Source organism: Salinibius halmophilus (genome assembly GCF_003577475.1).
Classification (GTDB): domain Bacteria; phylum Pseudomonadota; class Gammaproteobacteria; order Pseudomonadales; family Natronospirillaceae; genus Salinibius; species Salinibius halmophilus.
This window is the reverse complement of the sequence record NZ_QPEP01000002.1, coordinates 322673-345425: the sequence shown is the minus strand read 5'-3', so window position 1 is coordinate 345425 and position 22753 is coordinate 322673. Positions and strand designations below refer to the sequence as shown.

The following is a 22753-nucleotide window of genomic DNA, read 5'->3' as shown; positions in this document are numbered from 1 at the left end:
TTACGGTTTTTTTCATCAAATCTTAGCAATCCGGCAGCTCGTAACGGCCAAAGCATCTCTCAATAATAACCACGAAGGAGAACAAAGATGCTTAAGTCTAAAATCGCTCTTGCCGTTGCAGCAGCAACCACCTTGGCAGCCTGTAACATGACAGTCGACACAGTTGACGACACCGGCGCCTTGTTAGCAGAAGTCCGTGTTATCCACGCTTCTGCCGATGCCCCTGCGGTCAATGCCTATCTCAGCATGATTGATAATAGTGCTGATGTAGCGAACCTTGACTACGCCGACTCTTCAAATTACATCTCGGTGCCAGCAACGGCGTACCCGGTTAACGTAACTGGCCTTAGTGCTGGCGGTGAAACGGGTGCGGTGATTAGCGTCGATTCGCTACCGCTAGAAGGTAATACCCGCTACGACATCATTGCTGTGGGTAGTGTGGCGAATGGCACGTTAGAGCCTGTTGTGCTGGCTGACTCTGGCAACTTGACCGATGCCAATAATGTTCGTGTTCGTGTTGCCCACCTAGCCGCTGGCGCACCAGAAGTTGATGTGTATGTCACTGCACCAGACGCTGACCTTGCCACATCAACGCCGCTAAACAACAACCCATTGCCGTTCAAGCAAGCGCTAGACGCCGTTGAAGTGCCTGCTGGTGAATATCAAATCCGTATCACAGCTGCCGGCAATGTAGATGCTGTTGTCTATAATTCTGGCGCAGTGGCACTACCTGCTGGTGCTGATCTGCTGGTTGGTGCACTTGATAACGTGCGCTCAGGTGACAGCCCAGTGCAGTTGGTCGCGTTTGATCAAGGCAATGAAATTGACCTCTTTGATACCTCTGCTGGCGCCGACTTGCGAGTAGTGCATAACTCAGTTGATACGCCAGCTGTAGACGTGGTGGCCAATGGTAACTACAGTGCGCCGCTTGTTTCAGGCTTAGGCTTCACTGAAGATGCAGGCTACTTAACCGTGCCAGGCGCAACCTACAACGTGCAAGTGGGTGCAGCAGGCTTCGATAGCGCTGAAGGTGCGGCGATCAATGCCGATCTAACGCTCGCGACTGGAGCAGAGTATTCTGTGGTAGCCGTTGGTCGCTTGGCGAACATTGAACCGCTTGTGCTAGAAGATGATCAACGCACGGTGGCAACACACGCCAAACTGCGTGTAGTACATGGTGCGACCAACGCCGCTGGCGTTGATGTTTACCTGACTGCTGCTGATGACCAAGACATTTCTGACGATGCGCCGGTGCTGAGCGATGTGCCATTCAAGGCAGATAGCGGCTACTTGCCGGTTGCCGGTGGCAACTACACGCTTACCGTAACACCAGCTGGCAGCAAAACTGCTGCGATTGGCCCTGTGCAAATATCGTTGTCGAACAACAATGTCTACACAGCCATCGCGCGTGATGATGGTGACTCGGCGGTCGCGTTAAAACTACTGGATGGTTTTGTTCAGTAAGTTAGGCCAGGCTAGCAGAGGGGTGCTCTGCTAGCACCTGCACAACGGCGATTAAGTTGAACTTATTTGAGTCGGCGAAATCGCCCGGTACTATGGTTCCGTTCGTGTTGAGCGGAACCTTAATGCCATAATCACTGAGCATGTCGCGGGCAAACTCAGAACATATGTATTTATGGTCGGCTTTGTAGTGGGTACGTACCTTCAGGCCTAAACCACGCTTGGCCCAGCGCCCAATAATGCGCTTAATCTCTTGCCAGTCATATGGCGCACCAAGCTTGTCCAGGGCGTTGGCCAGTACCTGCGAATGATTGTCGGCGAGCTGGGTTTTACTTCGAATCACACAGACTGTGCCGGGGTAATGCTTGCCAGCTTGCCCACAGTAGTGGCCAACATAATGGCGCAATGGCACCAAGCGAACACCGCCTAGCGCACCTTCTAATACCATCACCCTTTCTATCTGAGGCAGGCGAACCACTACCCCAACATGTGTCCAAATACTATTCATTCCCCACCCCGTCAGCCTAGCCACTAGTCCTTTCTTGCGGGTCAACAGCAGGTCGCCATTTTCTAGTCTGTTTTTCACTTCCTCAAATGCGATCGGTGGGCAGTTGGGTACTGTGCGACGGCAAATTTCTGTTTGCATGGCTTTAGTCCTTTTGGGTCAGGCGACGCTAGTGTATGGCAATAGACAAGGTTATCCAATGTATTGGTTGGCAACTATGTGTGTAGTGTTGTGGATAAGTGTGCCAGAGCGAGTAAAATCAACTACCAAGACGGTTTCGGTTATTTGCTGACCAAGCGCGCAAACCGGCTTAAAAACAGGTAGAATATTTGCACAGTTCAAGGGATACCCATATGCATTGTCCGTTTTGCCATGCACCTGAAACCAAAGTCATAGACTCGCGGTTAGTCGCTGATGGTGCACAAATACGTCGCCGCCGTGAGTGCTTGGCTTGTGGTGAGCGCTACACAACCTTCGAAACTGCCGAACTTGTGATGCCAAAGGTCATTAAACAAAACGGCACTCGCCAGCCCTTTGATGAACATAAACTCAGAGCCGGCATGCAGCGCGCCCTAGAAAAACGGCCAGTAAGTGTGGATGATGTGGAAGCGTCGATCGACCGTATTAAAGCGCAAATTCGCGCGACCGGAGAGCGTGAAGTAGACTCGCATTTTCTTGGTGAGTTGGTCATGAAGGCGCTTAGTCAACTCGATAAAGTGGCATTTGTGCGGTTTGCTTCGGTCTACCGAAGCTTTGAAGACGTATCCGAGTTCAAAGCAGAAATTGACCGACTAGAGAGCAGCGCGCGCAATGAATGATCAACAATGGATGGCGCTGGCCATTGCCGAAGCAAAACGGGGCCGCTATACCACCAAACCAAACCCTAGAGTCGGCTCGGTAATTGTGCGCAATGGTGAGTTGGTTGGCAAAGGGGCGCATTTGCAAGCTGGCACCCTGCATGCCGAGCGACATGCGCTAGCGGAAGCTGGTGAACGCGCTCGTGGTGCTACGGCCTATGTAACGCTCGAGCCCTGCTCGCACCATGGTCGCACCCCTCCTTGTGCCGATGGCCTAATTGAAGCTGGTGTTGCGCGAGTGGTCATGGCAATGCTCGACCCAAACCCTCAGGTGGCTGGCAATGGCAAAGCGAAATTAGAAGCAGCTGGTATTGAGTGTGTCGTTGGTGTTTGTGAACAAGATGCTTGGGCGCTCAATCCGGGTTTTTTCCAACGCATGCAAACAGGCCAGCCTAGGGTCACACTAAAACTTGGCGCTTCGTTAGATGGCAAAACCGCCATGGCCAGTGGTGAGAGCCAGTGGATTACCGGAGCAAGTGCGCGAGCTGATGTGCAGCGTGAACGTGGCGAGGCAGGCGCCATTCTTACGACATCGGCTACTGTTGTGGCAGATCAGCCCAGTATGGACTTTCGCCCCGAGCAAGCAGGCTTAACAACACCCGAGGCGCCTTGGGTTTATCCAGTGAAAGTGGTGCTAGATAGCCAAGGTAAATTAACCGGCAGCGAAAAAATATTTGCTACTGCTGGCGACGTTTGGCAAGCGGTTAGCGCTCCGAACGTAGACAGTCCAGCAGGTGTTGCTAACCGTTTTATTTGTGGCGGGCTCGATGGTCAAATTGATTTAAATTTACTGCTCGACGAGCTTGGCCGGCAAGAAATTAACGATGTTTGGGTAGAAGCAGGTGCCACGCTGGCCGGTAGTTTGTTAGCGGCGGGTCTGGTTGACCGGCTGGTGCTATATGTGGCACCAAAATTACTGGGTAGTGATGCTCGGCAGTTGTTCCAGTTGCCAATCGTTGAGCTAAAAGACGCAATTGAACTTAATTGGCAGCAAATCACGCAAGTGGGTGATGATTTGAAGCTCGAGTGTACTATTAAGAAATGAGACCCTATGTTTACCGGAATAATTGAATCGGTTGGTACCATCAAAAGTGCACAGCGCACGCCAGCAGGTGATCTGCTTTTGCACATAGAAGTCGGCTCGATGTCGATGGACGACGTTCGCTTAGGGGACTCAATCGCTGTTAATGGCGTATGCTTAACTGTCGTCAAGTTTGATGCACAGTCATTTTGGGCAGATGTTTCGAATGAGACCGTTGCCCATTCAGGATTTGCCCACATATCGAGCGGACAACAGGTAAACTTAGAAAAAGCGATGGCAATGGGCGACCGCTTTGGTGGCCATATTGTGACGGGACACGTTGATGCCCAAGCAACGGTTGTTGCCATCATTGCCGATGCGCGTAGTTGGCGTATCGATTTGCAAGTGCCAAAGGCGTTGCAACGCTACCTAGCGAGTAAAGGCAGTATTACCGTTGATGGCGTTAGTTTAACGGCTAACGAAGTAACTGGGCAGATTGTATCGCTTAACGTGGTACCACATACCGCGCAAGAAACCATCATCATGACTTACAAAGTGGGCGATAAAGTACACGTTGAAGTAGACGTTATCGCACGTTACTTAGAAAAACTAATGCTCGGTCAACAACAAGAGAAAGCGTCTATGCTTTCATCAGACTTTTTGGCTAAACATGGCTACTGGAAATAAGGGTGCAAGGTGGATTTAAATAGTATCGAAGAGCTCATCGCCGACATTCAGCAGGGTAAAATGGTAATCCTGATGGATGACGAAGATCGCGAAAACGAAGGCGACCTTGTCATGGCAGCCCAGTTTGCCACGCCAGAAGCGATAAATTTTATGGCCAAAGAAGCGCGTGGACTTATTTGCATGCCAATGACAGCCGAACGCTGCGACTATCTTGGTTTGCCAATGATGACCGCGGCTAACAACACGGTATATGAAACGGCTTTTACTGTGTCGATCGAAGCGGCAGAAGGAGTCACCACGGGTATTTCGGCTGCCGATCGTGCTCATACCGTGCGCACGGCCATCGACCCAAAAAGCAAACCAAGCGATATTGTTCAACCAGGTCACGTGTTCCCATTGCGCGCCCAACCTGGTGGTGTGCTAGCACGTGCCGGCCACACCGAGGCGGGTTGTGATATCGCAATGATGGCAGGCTGTTTGCCAGCGGCAGTCATCGTTGAAATCATGAATGAAGACGGCACCATGGCGCGACGTCCAGATTTAGAAAAGTTTGCCGAGCAACATCAGTTAAAAATCGGTACTATTGCCGACCTTATTGAATACCGGATGAATAATGAGCACACCGTTGCCCGCGAAGAGCAGGGCATGGTGCAAACCGCATTTGGTGACATGCAGCTCAATGTATACCGCGACTCAGTGCGTAATGGCACTCACATTGCGCTCGTTAAGGGTGAACCAACGCCAGACAAGCCAACCACAGTGCGGGTTCATGTAGCGAAGACACTGAGAGACTTGCTGCACATTAACCCAGGCCAGCAAGCGAGTTGGCCACTGCAGCAAGCGCTAGAAAATATCGCCAATGACGAAGCGGGCGTGTTGTTACTACTCGATGCCGATCAGCCATTGGACTTACAGAGTGAGTTGAACGCGATTTTTGGCGAAAAACAACGAGCTAAAAATACCGCGACCCATGGGTCATATACTCAGATTGGTACCGGCGCACAGATGCTGCGCGACTTGGGTGTAGGCAAAATGAAGCTGTTAAGCTCACCACTTAGGTTTGCTGGCTTATCAGGTTTTGGTTTGGAAGTGGTTGAAAACCAGGCCCACCCAACAACAGATTAATTAGGAAAATAGACATGCAAGTAAAGAAGATTGAAGGTGACTTTTGCGCCAAAGATGCGCGGTTTGCCATTGTTGTAGGCCGCTTTAACAGCTTCGTCGTTGACCACCTTGCCGAAGGTGCGATTGATGAGTTAACCCGCCATGGGGTAAGACCGGAGCAAATCACCGTTGTCAAAGCGCCGGGTGCATGGGAGATCCCACTGGTTGTTCAGCGTTTAGCGCAAAAGAAAGAGTTTGATGCGGTTATTGCATTAGGAGCAGTGATTCGCGGCGGTACGCCACACTTTGAATACGTAGCAGGTGAGTGCACAAAAGCCCTAGCGCAAGTGCAAATGGAGCACGGTTTAGTGGTAGCCAATGGTGTATTAACCGTTGAAAGCATTGAACAAGCCATCGAACGTTCTGGTACTAAAATGGGCAACAAAGGTGGTGAAGCTGCTTTGGCTGCATTGGAAATGGTTTCTGTGATGCGAGAGCTTGCATGATTCGTAAAGTAACGAGTGGACCAACCCCGCAGCAACGCCGACAGTCACGTAAGTTTGCTTTACAAGCCTTGTATCAGTGGCAAATGACCAAAAAACCAGCCAGTCAAATTGAGGCTGAGTTTGTTGCCGACAATGACTTTAGCAAAATTGATCGTGAGTACTTCTCGGAAGTACTTCGCGGCGTGCCGGCGAAGATTGAAGAGTTAGATGGTCACATCACGGAAGTACTCGACCGCCCGCTTGAGCAACTCACGCCGATTGAACTTGCCATTTTGCGAATGGGTGCTTACGAGTTTATGCATCGCATTGATGTGCCTTATAAGGTCATTATCAATGAAGGCGTTGATCTATCTAAGAAGTTTGGTGCCAATGAAGCGCATCGTTATGTAAATGGTGTGCTCGATAAGCTGGCGCATAAACTGCGCATGGCAGAAGTGAAACGCTAGACAAGAAAAAGCCCGCAGGGCATGCGGGCTAAGAGTCAGAGCATTGCAACCAATGAGCTTGGCGTTCAGGGCAGAAGGAGTGCCAAGCTAAAGGGTTTATCGCAGTCTTGAATAGAGTGAACCGAGGGAAGGAGGGCAATCTCGGTGGGCAGACACTGCTGCTCAAGACAAGATCTATATTAATTTAGCCCAGTTTTCTTATACTGACGGGTATCAATTGAATGAAGCCAATTAATTGATGGAGGTCAGATTAACCCTGCGCTGTTGCAATAATCACTCGATCATCACTATTTTTTGCCTGGTACAAGGCTTGGTCGGCAGCCGACATCAAGCGCTGCAACGATTTGCCATGGTTTCCAAATTCAGCCACGCCAACGCATGCCGATACCGACACAACGGATTGTGGCAGCTCAATGGGTTGCGAAATGCGATCCAGCAGACCAGACAATAACAGCTTGGTTTGCTCTGCCGAGCACTTAGGTGCCAGTAAAATGAACTCATCACCGCCGATACGGGCAACTAAGAGGTCTTTCTCTTTCGCCACTTGACGCATTCTTGCTGCTAAAACATTTAACAGTAAGTCGCCTGCTTCATGGCCAAACTGATCATTTATAGGTTTAAAGTCATTTAGGTCAATGTAGCCAATGCTAAACAACAAGTTATCATCGATCATTTGATCAACTTGGCGTTGCAACAATCGTCGGTTGGGTAGCCCAGTTAACTGATCGTGAAGCGCTAAGTGTTCAATGCGCTGATGTGCGCGGTCTAAGGCCGTTTTCTCTGCTTCTAGGGCACGGTTAAGTTGCTGAATTGATTCATGGCGCAAGGCATTGGCTAGTGCTGCAGCAATAAACCCTGCAAGGGCTTCTACCAATTCTACATCTTCGGTGAGATACGCATTAGCATCAGCCGATTGAATTGAGATGACCCCTAAGCATTCCTCACGGTTAATAAGCGGCACGAATAACATGGATCGTGGCAGTCCAATGGTGTTGGTGCCAAAGAAGCTTTCTTTGCCTTGGCCAATGGCGTCGTCTTCAATAATGGTTTGTTGGTTGGTAAAACAATCTACCGCATAAGAATCGCGCTTGCTCAAAGGAACCGCTTGCTCCGGTAGTAGCTGGCCAAAATCCATGGCAAATAAAATATCCAGCTGCGCTTGCGCTTCATTATGTAGCGCAATAAAAAACGCGTCAGCCGCCATATAAGGAGAAATGGCTTGATAGCTATGGCGCAACAAGGTTTGTGTGTCTAGCGTGCCAGTGAGGCCACGCGCCAAACCTAGCACTGCGTTAAGCCTTGCATGTGCACTTTTTAACTCATCATGCGCTTGCTTCTCGGCATTGAAGGCTTGCCGTAGCTGCTCAACACTGTGACTATTCTGACTTAATATCTCGCGGGTACGAATTGACTGCGCAACCTGCCGCTCACTCATATGTTGCGCGGTCTTCATTGCATCGAGTGCTTCGACATGTTGGCCAGCCTCTTCCAATATGTTGGCAAGCTCCAAGTAAAGCACCCTAGCAAACTCGAAACGTTCATGCGCCTCTGCTTGCGCAATTGCAAGTTGGTAAGTGTTAACGCCGGCGGTGTTCTCGCCGCTTGCTACAGCAAGTTTTGCCCGTAAGCGAAGCACATCTGAATCACGCAGTTCTGGTACTGGGCAGGCCTCTAATGTGCTAGCTACCTGTTGGGCTGCATCAATATTGTCGAGTCTTAAATGGCAGTCTGCCAGGGCGAGTAGCGCTTCCGTTTGTACTAATGCATTAGATGTAGAAAGCGCAACAGAGGTTTCTAGGTGGTTGACGGCATCGGCTAGCTTCCAATCACGCAAAGACAACCCTAACAATAGTTCTAACTCAGCGTTTTCTGCAATACTGCTGCTTCGTTCCGACAACGCCAGCAGTGAACGGGCATCTTCTAGCTGACCTGTGACTAAATGCAGCCTAGCTTGGGCAAACACCAAAGCGCGCTTGGCGCATTCAGCGCGAACTTTAACAATTTTTTCTAGGCATAAGCTGGCTTGTTCAAACTCACCGAGTTCGGTTAACACTCGACAGGCGAGTAACTGCTGGCGAGTAAACAAATCTGCTTGTTCAAACTTAGGGTCAATAGGTGTTTGCAAAATAGTTAAGGCTTGGCGCGGCGAGCCAGAGAGAAAGTGTGCTTCGGCTTCTAGCAGGCTAAGCTGTATAGCTTCTGTGCTGCCAGCTTTTTGCGTGGCGCGCTGTTGCCGCGCAAGTGTCAACGCTTCTCTGTAATTTGTCTGTATCAGATCGGATAATTTGTGTTGTTTTTGCGCCATGTCTGATTCCTAACACACTTGCCCTAGTTTGGCGCATTTTTCATGCCTTTGAAACCTGTCGAGATTAATTAATCATCGGTAAACTCTGTAAGCCAGCTTGATAACTGTGTTTTAGTTTCATTAAAGCCAGTAATTAAGCGTTCAAGTGCTGCTTGTTCCTGTTCGCTAGATAATGCAGCCAGATATTGCTGACATAACCATTGTAGCTTTGGCAGCTTAAGGCTTGCCGTTGCCCCTTTTAGGGCGTTCAGGATGTTAATGCGCTCACTGATATCGATAGTGGATTGCAAGACCTCTATCTGCTGCTTGGTATCGTCAATAAACAGCTTCACTAGTTTTTCAATCAGTACAATATCGCCAGTGAAATGCTCCATGAGGTCTTTGTACTGCCAAACACTTGTGTCGATAGCTGAATATTGCTTATTGTCATTAGGTAGCCATTTTGCAAGCGTGGTCGCAAGTTTTTCTGGATCTATCGGCTTACTTAAGTAGTCAGACATGCCAGCATCTAAGCACTTAGCGCGATCGTCTGCCATCGCATTTGCAGTCAAGGCAACGATGGGGACTGACCGGCAATAATCATTGCTCTGTGAACGAATGCTTTGGGTTGTTTGGTAACCATCCATAACTGGCATCTGGCAGTCCATTAGTATTAGATCGTAAGCAGGGTTGGCTTGATCTATCATTTCTAGTGCTTGCTTGCCATTTTCGGCAATGTCACAGGTTAGTGACAGTTGCTCTAGCAGTTTACAGGCGACATGTTGATTAATTTGATTGTCCTCAACCAACAGAATGCGTGCTGGCGTTATCGCAGTAGGGAAGCTTATCTGAGGTTGCGTAATTGTTTTGGCACGATTACTTACAAGCTGCATTGGCACATTCACTGTGAATCGACTGCCTTGCCCATAAGTTGATTGCACCGTGATTTCCCCACCCATCAACTCTACCAATTGTTGACTAATTGCTAGCCCAAGCCCCGTGCCGCCAAACTTGCGAGTGGTAGAGCTGTTGACCTGTGAGAAGCTTTGAAAAAGCCTGTCTAAATCGTTTTCTTTAATTCCAATGCCGGTATCAATGACAGCAATCGAGACCAGTTGCTCATTGTTTTCTTTTGCCTTGGTTGATGCAGTGAGCGTGACGCTGCCTTGATGAGTAAACTTCACTGCATTGCCAACTAGGTTTACCAAAATTTGACGTAGGCGAACCGGATCGGCAATCACGGTAAACGCATTGCCTAGTTGTGAATCTAATTCGAGCGTGATGGACTTGTCTTGCGCCTTGTAGCGCATGCTATTAACAACCTGCTCCAATAACTGGTTTAAATCCACTTCGATTGCTTCAAGTGTAAGCTTGCCAGCTTCAATTTTTGATACATCCAGAATGTCATTAATCAGAGATAGTAGGGAGTCGCCACTTTGTTTAGCAATGGTGATGTGCTCCCGTTGCTCGCCAGTTAACTCTGTTGTTTCAAGTAAGCTGAGCATGCCAATCACACCATTCATTGGCGTGCGAATTTCGTGGCTCATATTGGCTAAAAACTCGGTTTTTGCTTTGCTTGCCTCTAGCGCCTCTTCCTCACGCTGTTTTAGACTAGTAATATCTTGTAAAGCACCTTGTAAGCCTATGGTTCTGCCATGTTCACTTAATGGCGTTGCCGAGATTTTGGCCCAAATCTGCTGCTTACTAAGTGTTTCAAGAGGCAAAACTAGCTCAAACTCCTTGCCGGTTGCCAAGCAGTTCTCGAATGCTTGCCGAACTTCTTCTTGATTCACATTGGGCATCAACTCATTCAAGTCATGAGTAAACAGAGCTTTATCTGATGGCAGTGCTAGAATTCGGCGGAACATACTGCTTACTTCCAAGCGCTCGGTATCGGCGAACCACTTCCAGCCGCCAATCTTTGCCATTTGACCCGTTAGTTTTAGTAACTGCTGGTTTTGCTGCTGCTTGGCTTCAGATTCTTTACGCGGTTGAATATCGATAATGGTGCCAGCCACCAGTTTTGGTTCGTTGTTAGTGAATCGTTCTATGGTCGCACCTTGAACTTGCAACCAGTTCCATTGATTGTCGGCCGTTAACATGCGGAACTCGATAAGATAGCGTTCCGACAAACCATTTAGGTGATCACGCACGACAGGCAAGGTGTCATTCACATCGTCGGGGTGGATGCTCGCTTGCCATTCTTGGAAGCTAATAACGTTGTCATTTGCTGCGCGAAACTTGCTTAGCATTGGCCAAAGTGGTGACAGGACAAGCTGGTCTTGTTTAACCTGCCATTCCCAAACGCCAAGCTGGTTGCTTTCAATGAGGTGTTCAAAGCGACGTTTCTCTCGCTGAGCCTGTTCAGCGTTCGTGCGCGCTTTCGCTTCCAAATTTTCCGTCGCGAGTAACTGAGAGGTAAGCTGCCAGATAGCAGTGAACTCTTGTTGTGATTGCACCTCTTGGTCTGCGTTTAACAGCAACAGCGCACCGGTAAACTCGCCACAATCGAAAAACGGCTGTACCTGAATGCTCTCGATATTAAAACCAAACTTGCTGTGCCAGTGCTGTAAGTTCTGCAAGTGGAGGGCTTGTTGGGAGCTAACAGCTGGCTCAATCTCATCTCGATTGATCAGCTCGAAGCAAAGCGCCCGCCATGCACTAGCCGAGGATTCACTGTAGCTGGCAATTGTTTCCAGTTGCCCACTTTGATGTTTTATGACCAACGCCGCAGCAGGAAGTGCAAGCAACTGTGCAATGTCGGTCACTAAGGGTTGATAATTCATTCGTTCAGTACTGCGACGAATAAACAGTGACTGAGCATTGGATAAAACCCGTAGTACTTGGTTATTTCGCTCTGTCTCTATTTGCTGCGCCGCAAGCGTTTCGTTAGCGCGAACGATCGCTCGGTGGAATGTGTTAGAAATAAAAAATAGCGAGATGAAGCTACCGCAACTAGACACAGTAAATAGTATGACGTCTGTGCGCATCGGCAATGATTTAGCTTGCGTCATGCCTGCGAGTTCAGCGCCCGCCAGCCCCAAAACACTTACCACAACAATCGCTAACCAGATAATCGCTCCTTTAAATGGCAATAAGTGAATAGCGAGGACCGGTAATATTGCTAACCAAACAATGGTGCCGACTGTGATAGACCCTTGTGCTAATACCCCGCTGTAAATCGAAATAAATCCGGTAGCAATAATAAGGTGCAATATGTGTGAGTAACCAAACTGGGCTCGAAACTGGTATAGAGGTATGGCTATGGCAGTTATTAGCGCCAACACTATGGCTCTCGGCAAGTCTTGCTGATATAACGCCTGCAAGGCAAAAATGAACGATGTTAGAATAAAGATCGCGCTGGCACGGTCGAAAACATACTTACGTTGTGGTGACAGTGAAATAGTGTCTTCCATGGAAAATCCCTATTAAGCCTCACGCTTAAGTGTAGACATGTAAAACCAATGAGGAAGATTACGGTTGTGTCGGCTAAGCTTTTGTTAAACGATTTTGGAGTTCCCTATGATGCGTCTTAGTATCGTGCAGCGAGTGCTGTTAGGCTTTACCGCGTTGTTGATCGCGATTGTTGTGCTAGGCGGTTCGGCCTACAACCGATTGGCATCTATTTCAGCGAAGTTGTCACAATCGTATACTGAGTTAATGCCCTTGTTGCTTGCCACTCAAGAGGTACCGGCACAACTAAATAGCTTACAGGGGCTCACAGAAGACTATTTATTGTTAAACGATGCCGACCAGCTTGAAGCACTTAAAGTAGCGCGTGATGAGCAAGCGCAAGCCGCACAGCAATTAGTTAGCCAGCTAGAGCAAGATTTACAACAAGCACTTGGGCGCTCGGTGATCGATTTTTCTGAATTGAATAACCAGCTTGTTGCGGCTCAGGAAGCCTCGACACGGCTGACTGATTTTGCTGACGAGGCGAGGCTATTAGACGAGAGCATCCTGTTAACACGCACCACCTTCTACCGTGTTTGGGGTAGCCTTTCTGTTGACATGCTGCGCTTGCAGCAAAATGCTGACCGCGGTGTCGCGCGCAGAATTAGAGCCTTTGACCGAGCAGGTGCACCAGTTCTGGAGCTATTTGATGAGGCGATTGCGGCTATAGATCGGGAAACATTCGAACGCGCCCTAGCCAACTTACAGAACGCGCTTACTACCATGGATGGTTTGGTTGAACAAATTAAAGAAGACGACGAGCGTGCTGCAACCGCGGTGGGTTCTTATCGTGATCGTTTACGCAGCTACATGGAAGGTGGTGGCAGTTTATTAGACATGCTTAACCAGCGTGCAACGGTAACAGAACAACTTCAAGCCGCTGAAGCTGACTATGAAAGCATTACTCAAGAGATAAGTGAGCGCTTAGATGAGGTTGTGTTAGCCGTTCAGCGCTTTACGGAAACCGAGCAGAGTTCAGCAAGTCAGCTGGTGGTGGGTGCCAACACCTTAATTGTGACCATGATGATTGCGGCGGTGCTGTTCGCGAGCTTAATTGGCTTTGGTTTGGTTCGCTCTATCAGACGTTCTACCGAAGCGACAAGTACCGTGTTAGAAAAAATTGCCGAGGGCAATTTTACCGTCAGCGTCGATACCAGCAGGAAGGATGAGTTTGCCAAACTTGGCATGGTAGTAAATGGATTAACAGAAAAGCTTGCACGCTCGATTGCCAAGGTCGCAGAGGTTGCCGAAACCCTACAGCGTTCAGCTCAGCAAAGCTTGCGTATGGCTGACGAGACCAAAACCGATACGCATGAGCAAAAGCTGCAAGCACAAAGCATTGCAACAGCGATTAATGAACTAGAGTCTACTGTTGCCGAAATTGCCAATGCCTCAAATGAAGCTCGAACTTTGGTTACAACAATGGGCGAATTTGCAGGGGAAGGTCAGCGCTCAATGTCTGCCAATGCAAGAACCATTGGTGAGTTAGACGAACAAGTCGCTTCAGCGAACAAGGTAATGGAAGAGCTAACAGGGCATAGTCAACAAATTACTTCGGTGTTAGATGTGATTAGTGCTATTGCAGAGCAAACCAACCTATTGGCACTCAACGCCGCTATTGAAGCAGCTCGAGCTGGCGAGTCTGGCCGCGGGTTTGCTGTAGTGGCTGACGAAGTACGATCACTTGCAGACAAAACACGTCAGTCGACGGTAGAAATTAAAACCATGATCGACAAGCTGGTGGACTCGTCGCAACAAGTGTCCAAAATCATGGATGTTGCCAGTGAACAAATGCAACAGTGTGTCGCGCAAACAGAAGAGACACAGGGTGCTATTGAAAAAATTAGTAACGCTGTTGGGCAGGTGGAAAATATGAGCCATCAAATTGCTGAAGCGGCGAATCAGCAGACGCTAGCGGTACAAGAAATTAGTCATAATGTGGTACAGGTGGCTGAACTAGCTGACCGGTCAGCTAGCCGAGCAGACGATGGCATGCATGGTAGCGAGCAGGTGCAATCACTCGCCAACGAGCAAAAGCAGTTGGTATCTCAGTTTAAATACGACTGAACCAAACGCAAGGTAAAAGGTTTACAGTTTTCTTGGTGATGGAAATTATTTCTTACGCAGTCACCATGGTTTGCTTTCCTATGTTGAGTAGCAAATAAAGCCTATCTCTATATGCTCACTGCCAAATTATTCGGGGGTGAGCATGGAATTTTCAACGTGGCTGGTTTATTTGGGGGTGATTGTCACCTTGATCGTTATGCCGGGCCCTGTTGCGCTCATATGTATGACACATGGTCTGAAGCATGGTAAACGCAACTCGGTTGCAACGGTGCTAGGTGGCATGTTGGCAGCGCTTTGTTTGATGGCGCTGTCGTCGTTAGGCTTGGGTGCTTTATTGGCTGCGTCCGAACAGTTGTTTACCCTGGTTAAGCTCGCCGGTGCTGCGTATCTCGTTTATTTGGGTGTGCAAGCCTGGCGTTCAAAAGAAGCCAGCTTTCAGGCTGAAACAGTTGCGCCGCAACAGGATGCGAGTATGTGGCAGTTGTTTCGTAAGGGGTTTGCGGTGGGCATTGCCAACCCAAAAGACTTACTGTTCTTTGCTGCCTTATTTCCTAGCTTTATCGATACCAATGCAACGCAATGGAGCCAATTTTTGGTATTATCGTTAACTTGGACGGCCGTTGATGGGGTAGTACTGTTTAGCTATGCCCTGTTGGGCACCCGCATCCAGCCACTGTTGGCCAGCACGCGGCGAATGAAGTGGTTCAACCGCTCCACCGGCAGCTTGTTTATTGCCGCCGGCAGTGCCATTGCTATTACGAGCCGTTAGCCGCAGGCGAGCACTCTAGCGATTGACCACTGGCTGGGTAACTAAGTACAAGGCGGTTTTCAGTAACTGTGATACCTACACTATCAGGGTCTTGTGCAAGCAAAAACTCGGATAAGCTGCTCGCTTCTCGCGAGTCCGGGTTTACTAGGTCTACAACATTTGCTTCATTAATCGAGGTGGTGAGCATACCGTCATTTAGCTCCCATGAACCGACCGTGGTGACTTGTAAATCCATGATGCGTTGCTCGGGTTCCCCTGCTGGGAAAGCATAACTGCGAGCAACACTCAAGTGCTCACCACTGGCGTTATAGGTTTCACGTCGCTCAATAACGAAGGTATTGCCACGATTATTTAGCTCGGTTTCACACAACCAGCTGCCAACGATTGGTGCTGGTTGGGCAAGCACAGCACCGCTAGCAGCTAGGGTAAGGGCGAGGGTCACTACTCTTTTCATACAACACTCCAAATACACTAATGGCGACCAGTGTACCTGAGATTTTGCAAACTAACGTGAATGGCTCACAGTTTGGTCATTCGCAGTTCAGTTATTAAATATGTAGCGCTTCCACCGATTGCATGATGGCATTGGGGACCTTTTTCAGCGGAATAACATGATCTGCGCCATCCAGTGCGATGGCCTCTTTTGGCATGCCAAACACCACACAACTGGCTTCATCTTGGGCAAAGGTTAAGGCACCGGCATTGCGCATTAGCTTAAGCCCACGCGCACCATCGTCGCCCATGCCGGTCAGAATAAAGCCAACGGCATTACTGCCAGCTTGCTCGGCAACCGATTTAAACAAAACATCCACAGACGGTTTATGGCGATTAACCAAGGGCCCGTCTTTAACATGCACTATGTATTGTGCACCGTTGCGATGCAAACTCATATGTTTGCCACCAGGTGCAATGAGCGCTAAGCCAGGCATGACCCGATCGCCATGCTGTGCCTCTTTCACTTGAATATTGCAAAGTTGATCCAGGCGCTGGGCAAACATAGAGGTAAATTTTTCTGGCATATGCTGCACAATCACGATGGCAGGGCTAACACTTGGTAAGGCGGTCAGCACTGCTTCAAGCGCTTGAGTGCCACCAGTAGAGGTGCCGATCGCGATAAGCTTTTGGGTGGTTTGTTTAAGGGTTCTTGGTGCGCTAACCTGCTCGCAAACGGGTGCTCGCCGGCTATTGTGTAGTTTTGCTTTGGCAGCCGCTTTGACTGCCGAAGCAACATCATTGCCGCTGTCTTGCAGAAAGTCTTTCAAACCCGCTTTTGGTTTAGTGATGATAGACACCGCACCAGCTTGCATGGCTGAAAATGTAGTTTCCGCGCCCTTTTCAGTGAGTGTTGAGCAAATCACGACTGGCGTTGGGCGTTGGGCCATGATTTGCTTTAGGAAGGTAATGCCATCCATACGAGGCATTTCAATATCCAGAACAATGACATCGGGCCACTGAATTTGCATGCGCTTCTGGGCGAAAATTGGGTCGGCAGCAGCGCCTAGTACTTCAATGGCCGGGTCTCTTTGCAATTGCTCCGTTAGTACTTGGCGGACAACAGCCGAGTCATCAACAATTAATACTTTTATTTTTCCCATAACCGCTCCTTAGCTAGCCTCTTGATTGCCGTATGACAGCCATACATCACCGCTATCCAAATCGAAAAATAGTTTACGATAGCGGCTACCACCAACGGATGACGATACTAATTGCCAGCCTCTTTGTTCTATTAGTTGTTTACCACAATTAACATTAGCCACAGCGACATTGATCGAAGAGCTAAGTGACTGGTTAAACATATTGCCGCCACCAAACATTTTAAATTGCAGCTCTTCGATGGGCAGTTGATATTGTTTGATTTTATGGTCAAAAAACTTAAAGGCGTCGTTGGCAAAATAACCAGGTGGTAGAGAGCGAACATTGGGTTGTGGTTGGCGGTGGGCCAATAAATAGTGGCACATGCCGCCAAACTTGGTGCTTGGGTGCCATACTGTGACCGCCACGCAAGAACCCAGCAATGTGTAGGCTACATCGGGAGACCTGCCAAAATAGAGGTCGCCGGGATGAAGAACAACATCCGCTTGCGTACGCATTAGCAAACCTGATAGACAGCTGGTTGAACAAGGGTAAGCTGATGCTGCAGTCCATTGAGTGATTCAGCATGCCCGATAAACAGATAGCCGCCTTTTTTTACTTGGCTTACTACATTGTTTAGTACTTGCTGTTTAGTGCCTTGATCAAAATAGATCATAACATTGCGCAAAAAAGCGACATCGAACTGACCAAGCCCATTTTGCGGTGATTTAAGGTTGGCGTGTTGAAAACTGACATGCTGGCGCACGTCGGCATCAATTCTTAACGTACCGGCGGCATTGCCAACCCCTTTTAAACAGTACTTTTTCAGCAGTGCTTGCGGAATCTGGTCACTTGCTTGGATAGGGTAAACACCGCGCCTGGCTTGGGTTAGCACCGTTTGGCTGATGTCAGTGCCAACAACTTCCCAATTAATGCGCTTGTGTACTGCTAGTAGCATGGCAATGCTGTATGCCTCTTCGCCAGTTGAGCTAGCTGCGCTCCAAACGCGCATACTGCCTGTGTGCGTCATCGCTAGTGACTGTAAAAAGTCGAAGTGCTTGGGCTCACGGTAGAAGTAGGTTTCATTGGTTGTTAGTAAATCAATGGCGAGTTGTTGCTCCACAGCGTCAGGGTCTTTGCCAGCAATCAGCTGGTAATAGTCTGAATAGCTAGACAGGTTGTAATGACGTACACGCTTATGCAAGCGGCTACTCACTAGTGCGCTTTTACCATCATGCAACTTTACGCCAGCGTAGTGATAGATAAAGTCGCGAAAAAGACCAAACTCACGCTCCGACAACTCTACGTCTGTCATGCAGTGGCTTCCTGGCGATCCACCATTTCATTGATCATTGCCAACTCTTGGATAGACAGAACTCTATCTTCATCTAGCACAATCACAAATGACCCTTGGCTGAGCTGCACCATGCCCTTAATGAAGTCGGTACGGATATTGGCGCCAAACCCTGGTGCGGGTCGGATGTCTTTGTTCGAGATGTCCAACACCTCTGAAACACTATCCACCATAACACCAATATCTTGGCGTAAATCGTTGTAAGCAACTTCTACAATGATCACACAGGTGCGTTTATCGGCTGGTTTGGCTTTTAGACGAAATCGTTTTGCCAAGTTAATAACAGGCACCACTTCGCCTCGTAGGTTGATAACGCCTTGAATAAACTCGGGCATCATGGGTACGGGTGTCAGTGAGCCATACTCGAGGATTTCTTTTACATTTAAGATCGCCAGGGCATACATTTCATTGTTTAACAAAAACGTTAAATACTGCGCTTGCTCTGGGTTGTTTTCGTGATTAAGAAGTGCCTCAGCCATATCTACCTCCTAGAATTTGACATATTGGTCTTTGTCAGCCTTTTCACTCAACTCATCATTGACTGAACTTGTCGGTGTGTAGGCTGCCGGTATAGCGGTATTGGTTGCTTTGGACTGCTGGCGCGATAAGCGGAAGAACGCCATCAGCTGCTGTAGTTGCTGCGCTTGGCCACTCATTTCTTCAGATGTGGAGGCCAGTTCTTCGGATGCGGATGCGCTCTGTTGGGTTGTGGCATTGAGTTGCTGCATCGCCGAGCCAATTTGTGCCACACCCGTGCTTTGTTCTTTTGACGAGGCAGTAATCTCTTGCACTAAGTCGGATGTTTTTTGAATAGAAGGGACAATCTCGTTAAGTAGCTTTCCTGCCCGTTCGGCTAGTTCAACACTGCTTTGGGCAACTGTACCAATTTCTTGCGATGCGATTTGGCTGCGCTCAGCCAGTTTTCGCACTTCTGCAGCAACGACAGCAAAGCCTTTGCCATGTTCACCGGCTCTAGCGGCTTCGATTGCGGCGTTCAATGCCAACAAATTTGTTTGGTAGGCAATATCGTCAATAATACTGATTTTTTCAGCAATGGTGCGCATCGCAGTGGCTGTTTGGGCAACAGCCTCACCCCCTTCAGCAGCTTCATTGGATGCTTTGCTGGCCATAGTATTGGTTACCGTTGCGTTGTCGGTGGTTTGTTCAATGGCCGCCGACATTTGCTCTACAGCAGTCGTTGTTTGTTCAACATTGCTGGCTTGTTCGCTCGCACCCTGGCTTAGATTTTGTGCTGTAGCCGAGACTTCTTCCGAAGCCGAGGCCAGTGCATCGGAGGCGCCGTTTACCGATGCCACTATTTGCGAAAGCTTGTCGACCATGGTTTGCATGGCGTGTAGTAGGCGACCAAGCTCATCGTTGTTCGTTGTGGTCAATTGGCTCGTTAAATCACCTTCACTTAAGCGTTTTGCCAGCTGCACAGCTTGTTTAAGCGGACCAGTAATACCGCGCACAATGATCACCGAAAGGATCAACGCCATCACTAGCCCTATTACAATCGCCCCTATAGCAATGCTGCGGTTGCGCTGGAAGCCTGCTGAGGCCATTTCGTATTCTTGCCTTGCTACGTCTAGTTGTAGTGCAATGAGGTTCGAAATATGGTCGCTGATCGGATCGATGGTGAGGTATAGCGGCCCGTTGAAGGCATCTAACTTGCCTTCCACGCTCCCAGTTTGTGACTGCAGGAAGTTTCGTAGGCGAGCAATGTCGGCATCGGCTGCGGCAAATAAAACTTCTGCCTCACTGACCATGCGTGCTTCTTCCGCAGTTAACTCAGTGGCTTCGTAAGCTTGCCATTCTTGACGTATTTCTTGTTCGGCAGCGGCAACGTTGTTCAGTGCGGTTTGCCGATCAATCATGCCAATATTAGCCTTGTTGGCCGTGTCGATAATATTGACCGCGTAGGCATCGGCTATCACCTTTAGCCCTCGCAGTGGAATGACGCGGTCTTTATATACCGTTTCCAATCCTTGCGTCGTAGCTTGCATGCCAGTTAAGCCAACTGCACCAATGGCGACGATTAGCGTGCTTAACAAACCAACCAAAATACTGAGCTTAAGTTTAACTGATAAGTCCTTGAACATAATAAGTCCCTCAGTGGGTCGCCAGTTTGTTAACAGGCTTCGAGGCATGCTCGATTAAGCCCTGCACATCTAAAATAAGTGCTACCGCACCACTACCCAAAATGGTTGAGCCGGCAAGTGTTTCAGATTGGCCAAAGATTTGACCCAAGGGCTTAATCACGGTTTGTAACTCACCCATTAGGCGGTCGACAATAATGCCCGCACTTTGATGCCCAGACTGCACGACTACAACGCTCTGGCGTTTTGGCAGGTTGCCGCTGAGATCAAAGGTAGTGCGCAGATCAACAAGTGGTAAAACCTGCCCGCGTAAGTCTATGTACTCGGGGTGATTTTCATTAATATCCAACTCAACGCACTCGCTTACGGTATCCAGTGGAATAACAAAACTTTGGTCGGCAACGCCAATTAAGAAACCATCGATAATTGCGAGTGTGAGCGGCAGTATGATGCGCACTGTTGTGCCTTTGCCCAGGTCACTGTCGACTTCAATACGACCGCGCAGCTCTGTAATGTTGCGTCGAACAACGTCCATGCCAACACCACGGCCAGACAAGTTTGAAACGGCTTGAGCTGTGGACAAGCCTGGCTCAAAAATTAGTTGCAGCAGCTCGTGTTTTTCTAACACCGCCTCTTCGGCGATTAGCCCTTTACTCACCGCTTTGGCTCTTAGTTTATCCACATCAATGCCGGCACCGTCATCGCATACTTCAATAACAATATTGCCTGAGTCGTGGTAGGCATTTAATAGCAGTTCGCCATGTTCAGACTTACCAGCAGCCAAGCGTTTTTCTGGTGTTTCTAAGCCATGGTCCATGGCATTGCGCACGAGGTGCATTAATGGGTCGGCAATCTTTTCTACAACCGACTTATCCAGCTCGGTTTCTGCTCCCATAATGCTGAGTTCCACATTTTTGCCTAGGTCTTTGCTAACATCGCGTACCACGCGTTGGAAGCGCGTAAAGGTGGCACCGATTGCTACCATGCGCAAGTTAAGAGCCGCATCACGCACTTCTTCAAGCAGCGAGTTAACGGCCGCGATTGACTCCAACATGCCTGGATCATTGAGTGCTTGCGCATGCAGCGCGGCACCGGCCCCCGCTGTGACCAGTTCACCAACATAGTTAATCAATAAATCGAGTTTGTCGGCATCAACTCGTAGGCTTTTTTGTTCGCGCGCTATGCTTTCACGCACCTGCGACTGCTTGCGCACAGCCGCTTCTAAAACCGGACTGAGCTGGGTGCTGCTTTCAGTAATAATATCGCCTATTGGCACGGCTTGTTGATTATCACTTGATGTATTAGCGTGTTGTGCTTGTTGCTGCAGTGCGGCAGCTAGTTCGCGCTTGGTTAATGCGCCACACTCAAGCAAGATTTCTCCAATCTTCAAGTCGACATCCGGCATGGAGTTGATTAACTCAATATACTGCGACAACGTGCTGTGTGGCGGAATAATGGTGATGTCGCTATCTTCTTGTACAAACTCGAATACGTCTTCTATTTCTTGTTTGGCGGCTTGCGAGTCTAGGCGAATTTCGAAGCCTAGGTAGCAGGATTCGGCATCATAGTTATCAAGGGTAGGGAAGTGGTCCGCTAAGGTGCGAATTTGTTTGATTTTCCCCAACTTACTTAGGTAGCTGATAAAGGATAGTGGGTCCATGCCGTCACGAAACGAGTTAATGCCAAACCTTAGGGAGATATGCCAAAGGTCGTTTTTGACATCCTGATCGGCCATGCGCTCTACATTGGCACGGGCTTCATCTTCTTCCGTTAGATGTTGCACATAGCGCTGCATCGCATTGGAAGCCAAGCTAGTACTGGCTTGCACTTCCTCTTCAATTGACGCTGACGGCGGGGCTTCAGTTGTAGCCCCCAGATAGGCGTTAAGTTCCTTAAGCAGCGACTTCCCCAGTTCGTGGTCGGCTTGATGGGCTTCCTCTTGTTCTGCCTGCAACAGGCTTTGTATGTGATCGCGGCAGCGAAAGAGTAGGCTAACCAGTGCACTTGAAACGTTTAGTTCATGGTCTCGAAGTTTATCCAATACGTTTTCAACAACATGGGTAAACTCAACGATATCATCTAACCCAAAGATACCAGCGGAGCCTTTGATGGTATGAGCAGCTCGAAAGATAGAGTTGAGCAGCTCATCGGACGCATCTTGCTCTAGCGCCAGCAGGTCGTTCTCCATTTCATCAATTAACTCATTGGCTTCGCTGAAGTAGGTTTGTAGGGCGGCTTCCATACTCATTGCGCACCTCCGGTCAATACAATTGGGTCTTCAAACCAGCGCACTAGGTCTAGTTGGTCGAATACTTCAAGCACGGCTTGGCTATGCTCAACTATGGTGAGTTTGGTGGCTTGTTGGCGGGATTGCTGGCGCATGAGCATAAGTAATTGCACGCCACTGCAGTCGAGCTCGTTCACCTCCGACAAGTTAATTTCTAAGTCGTAGTCTGGTGATAGTTGCGGTAATAGTGCATCTGACACGTCTTTTATTTGATAAATGGTCAGATCGCTTTGTAACGCTACCGTACGCTTGTCTCCTGCTTCTGATATGGCCAGCATGTT

The 22753-nt window shown here is 48.9% G+C and carries 20 protein-coding genes; 9 read left to right on the top strand and 11 right to left on the bottom strand.

From position 1 onward, the window contains the following. Positions 1 to 87: 87 nt before the first annotated feature. Positions 88 to 1464 carry a DUF4397 domain-containing protein gene (locus DUW71_RS03350; RefSeq protein WP_119393818.1) on the top strand — a complete coding sequence of 459 codons (1377 nt, stop codon included), beginning with the start codon at positions 88 to 90 and terminating at the stop codon, positions 1462 to 1464. Position 1465: 1 nt separating this feature from the next. On the opposite strand, the gene DUW71_RS03345 is transcribed toward DUW71_RS03350, so the two are convergent. Continuing rightward, positions 1466 to 2107, bottom strand: a complete 642-nt coding sequence (locus DUW71_RS03345) for a YiiX/YebB-like N1pC/P60 family cysteine hydrolase (RefSeq protein ID WP_119393817.1) — start codon at positions 2105 to 2107, stop codon at positions 1466 to 1468. A 212-nt stretch (positions 2108 to 2319) separates the two neighbouring features. Here DUW71_RS03345 and nrdR point away from each other — a divergent pair, with 212 nt between their 5' ends. The 6 genes from nrdR to nusB are packed head-to-tail and all read left to right on the top strand — an operon-like array spanning position 2320 to position 6587. Further along, positions 2320 to 2784, top strand: coding sequence for a transcriptional regulator NrdR (nrdR, locus tag DUW71_RS03340; RefSeq protein WP_119393816.1), 465 nt, complete (start codon positions 2320 to 2322; stop codon positions 2782 to 2784). Next, positions 2777 to 3868 (top strand): bifunctional diaminohydroxyphosphoribosylaminopyrimidine deaminase/5-amino-6-(5-phosphoribosylamino)uracil reductase RibD, encoded by a 1092-nt coding sequence (ribD, locus tag DUW71_RS03335; protein WP_119393815.1) that lies wholly within the window; start codon positions 2777 to 2779, stop codon positions 3866 to 3868. Before nrdR ends, ribD begins: the two co-directional genes overlap by 8 nt. Before the next feature lie 6 nt (positions 3869 to 3874). Next, the gene (locus DUW71_RS03330) at positions 3875 to 4531 is read left to right on the top strand and encodes a riboflavin synthase (protein ID WP_119393814.1); all 657 of its coding nucleotides are present in this window, start codon (positions 3875 to 3877) and stop codon (positions 4529 to 4531) included. A 9-nt stretch (positions 4532 to 4540) separates the two neighbouring features. Then, complete coding sequence (gene ribBA, locus DUW71_RS03325) at positions 4541 to 5656, top strand: bifunctional 3,4-dihydroxy-2-butanone-4-phosphate synthase/GTP cyclohydrolase II (RefSeq protein WP_119393813.1); 1116 nt, start codon at positions 4541 to 4543, stop codon at positions 5654 to 5656. A gap of 14 nt (positions 5657 to 5670) precedes the next feature. Further along, positions 5671 to 6141, top strand: a complete 471-nt coding sequence (gene ribH / locus DUW71_RS03320) for a 6,7-dimethyl-8-ribityllumazine synthase (RefSeq protein ID WP_119393812.1) — start codon at positions 5671 to 5673, stop codon at positions 6139 to 6141. After that, positions 6138 to 6587, top strand: a complete 450-nt coding sequence (gene nusB / locus DUW71_RS03315; RefSeq protein WP_119393811.1) for a transcription antitermination factor NusB — start codon at positions 6138 to 6140, stop codon at positions 6585 to 6587. The genes ribH and nusB overlap by 4 nt, the downstream gene beginning before the upstream one ends. Before the next feature lie 250 nt (positions 6588 to 6837). Here nusB and DUW71_RS03310 read toward each other — a convergent pair whose 3' ends face one another. Then, on the bottom strand, positions 6838 to 8892 hold the full coding sequence (locus tag DUW71_RS03310; protein ID WP_119393810.1) for a diguanylate cyclase domain-containing protein: 2055 nt from the start codon (positions 8890 to 8892) through the stop codon (positions 6838 to 6840). 68 nt (positions 8893 to 8960) lie between these two features. Then, on the bottom strand, positions 8961 to 12287 hold the full coding sequence (locus DUW71_RS03305; RefSeq protein ID WP_119393809.1) for a hybrid sensor histidine kinase/response regulator: 3327 nt from the start codon (positions 12285 to 12287) through the stop codon (positions 8961 to 8963). Between the two features lie 106 nt (positions 12288 to 12393). Between DUW71_RS03305 and DUW71_RS03300 the strand changes: the two genes are divergently transcribed. Together DUW71_RS03300 and DUW71_RS03295 are read left to right on the top strand one after the other, a co-directional pair. Then, positions 12394 to 14391, top strand: a complete 1998-nt coding sequence (locus DUW71_RS03300) for a HAMP domain-containing methyl-accepting chemotaxis protein (RefSeq protein WP_119393808.1) — start codon at positions 12394 to 12396, stop codon at positions 14389 to 14391. Between the two features lie 142 nt (positions 14392 to 14533). After that, positions 14534 to 15160 (top strand): LysE family translocator, encoded by a 627-nt coding sequence (locus DUW71_RS03295; RefSeq protein WP_119393807.1) that lies wholly within the window; start codon positions 14534 to 14536, stop codon positions 15158 to 15160. On the opposite strand, the gene DUW71_RS03290 is transcribed toward DUW71_RS03295, so the two are convergent. The 8 genes from DUW71_RS03290 to DUW71_RS03255 all read right to left on the bottom strand — a co-directional run bounded on the left by DUW71_RS03290 (position 15147) and on the right by DUW71_RS03255 (position 22750). Continuing rightward, positions 15147 to 15614 carry a hypothetical protein gene (locus tag DUW71_RS03290; RefSeq protein ID WP_119393806.1) on the bottom strand — a complete coding sequence of 156 codons (468 nt, stop codon included), beginning with the start codon at positions 15612 to 15614 and terminating at the stop codon, positions 15147 to 15149. The two genes, DUW71_RS03295 and DUW71_RS03290, sit on opposite strands and share 14 nt — an antisense overlap. A 94-nt stretch (positions 15615 to 15708) precedes the next feature. Next, positions 15709 to 16755 carry a protein-glutamate methylesterase/protein-glutamine glutaminase gene (locus DUW71_RS03285; RefSeq protein ID WP_119393805.1) on the bottom strand — a complete coding sequence of 349 codons (1047 nt, stop codon included), beginning with the start codon at positions 16753 to 16755 and terminating at the stop codon, positions 15709 to 15711. 9 nt (positions 16756 to 16764) lie between these two features. Further along, positions 16765 to 17250 (bottom strand): chemotaxis protein CheD, encoded by a 486-nt coding sequence (locus DUW71_RS03280; RefSeq protein WP_119393804.1) that lies wholly within the window; start codon positions 17248 to 17250, stop codon positions 16765 to 16767. Continuing rightward, positions 17250 to 18047 (bottom strand): CheR family methyltransferase, encoded by a 798-nt coding sequence (locus DUW71_RS03275; RefSeq protein ID WP_119393803.1) that lies wholly within the window; start codon positions 18045 to 18047, stop codon positions 17250 to 17252. The genes DUW71_RS03280 and DUW71_RS03275 overlap by 1 nt, the downstream gene beginning before the upstream one ends. Then, complete coding sequence (locus DUW71_RS03270) at positions 18044 to 18565, bottom strand: chemotaxis protein CheW (RefSeq protein ID WP_119393802.1); 522 nt, start codon at positions 18563 to 18565, stop codon at positions 18044 to 18046. The genes DUW71_RS03275 and DUW71_RS03270 overlap by 4 nt, the downstream gene beginning before the upstream one ends. A 9-nt stretch (positions 18566 to 18574) precedes the next feature. Beyond that, positions 18575 to 20188 (bottom strand): methyl-accepting chemotaxis protein, encoded by a 1614-nt coding sequence (locus tag DUW71_RS03265; RefSeq protein ID WP_158583849.1) that lies wholly within the window; start codon positions 20186 to 20188, stop codon positions 18575 to 18577. Between the two features lie 10 nt (positions 20189 to 20198). Beyond that, positions 20199 to 22433, bottom strand: coding sequence for a chemotaxis protein CheA (locus DUW71_RS03260; RefSeq protein WP_119393800.1), 2235 nt, complete (start codon positions 22431 to 22433; stop codon positions 20199 to 20201). Beyond that, positions 22430 to 22750 (bottom strand): STAS domain-containing protein, encoded by a 321-nt coding sequence (locus DUW71_RS03255; protein WP_119393799.1) that lies wholly within the window; start codon positions 22748 to 22750, stop codon positions 22430 to 22432. Before DUW71_RS03255 ends, DUW71_RS03260 begins: the two co-directional genes overlap by 4 nt. Positions 22751 to 22753: the final 3 nt, after the last annotated feature.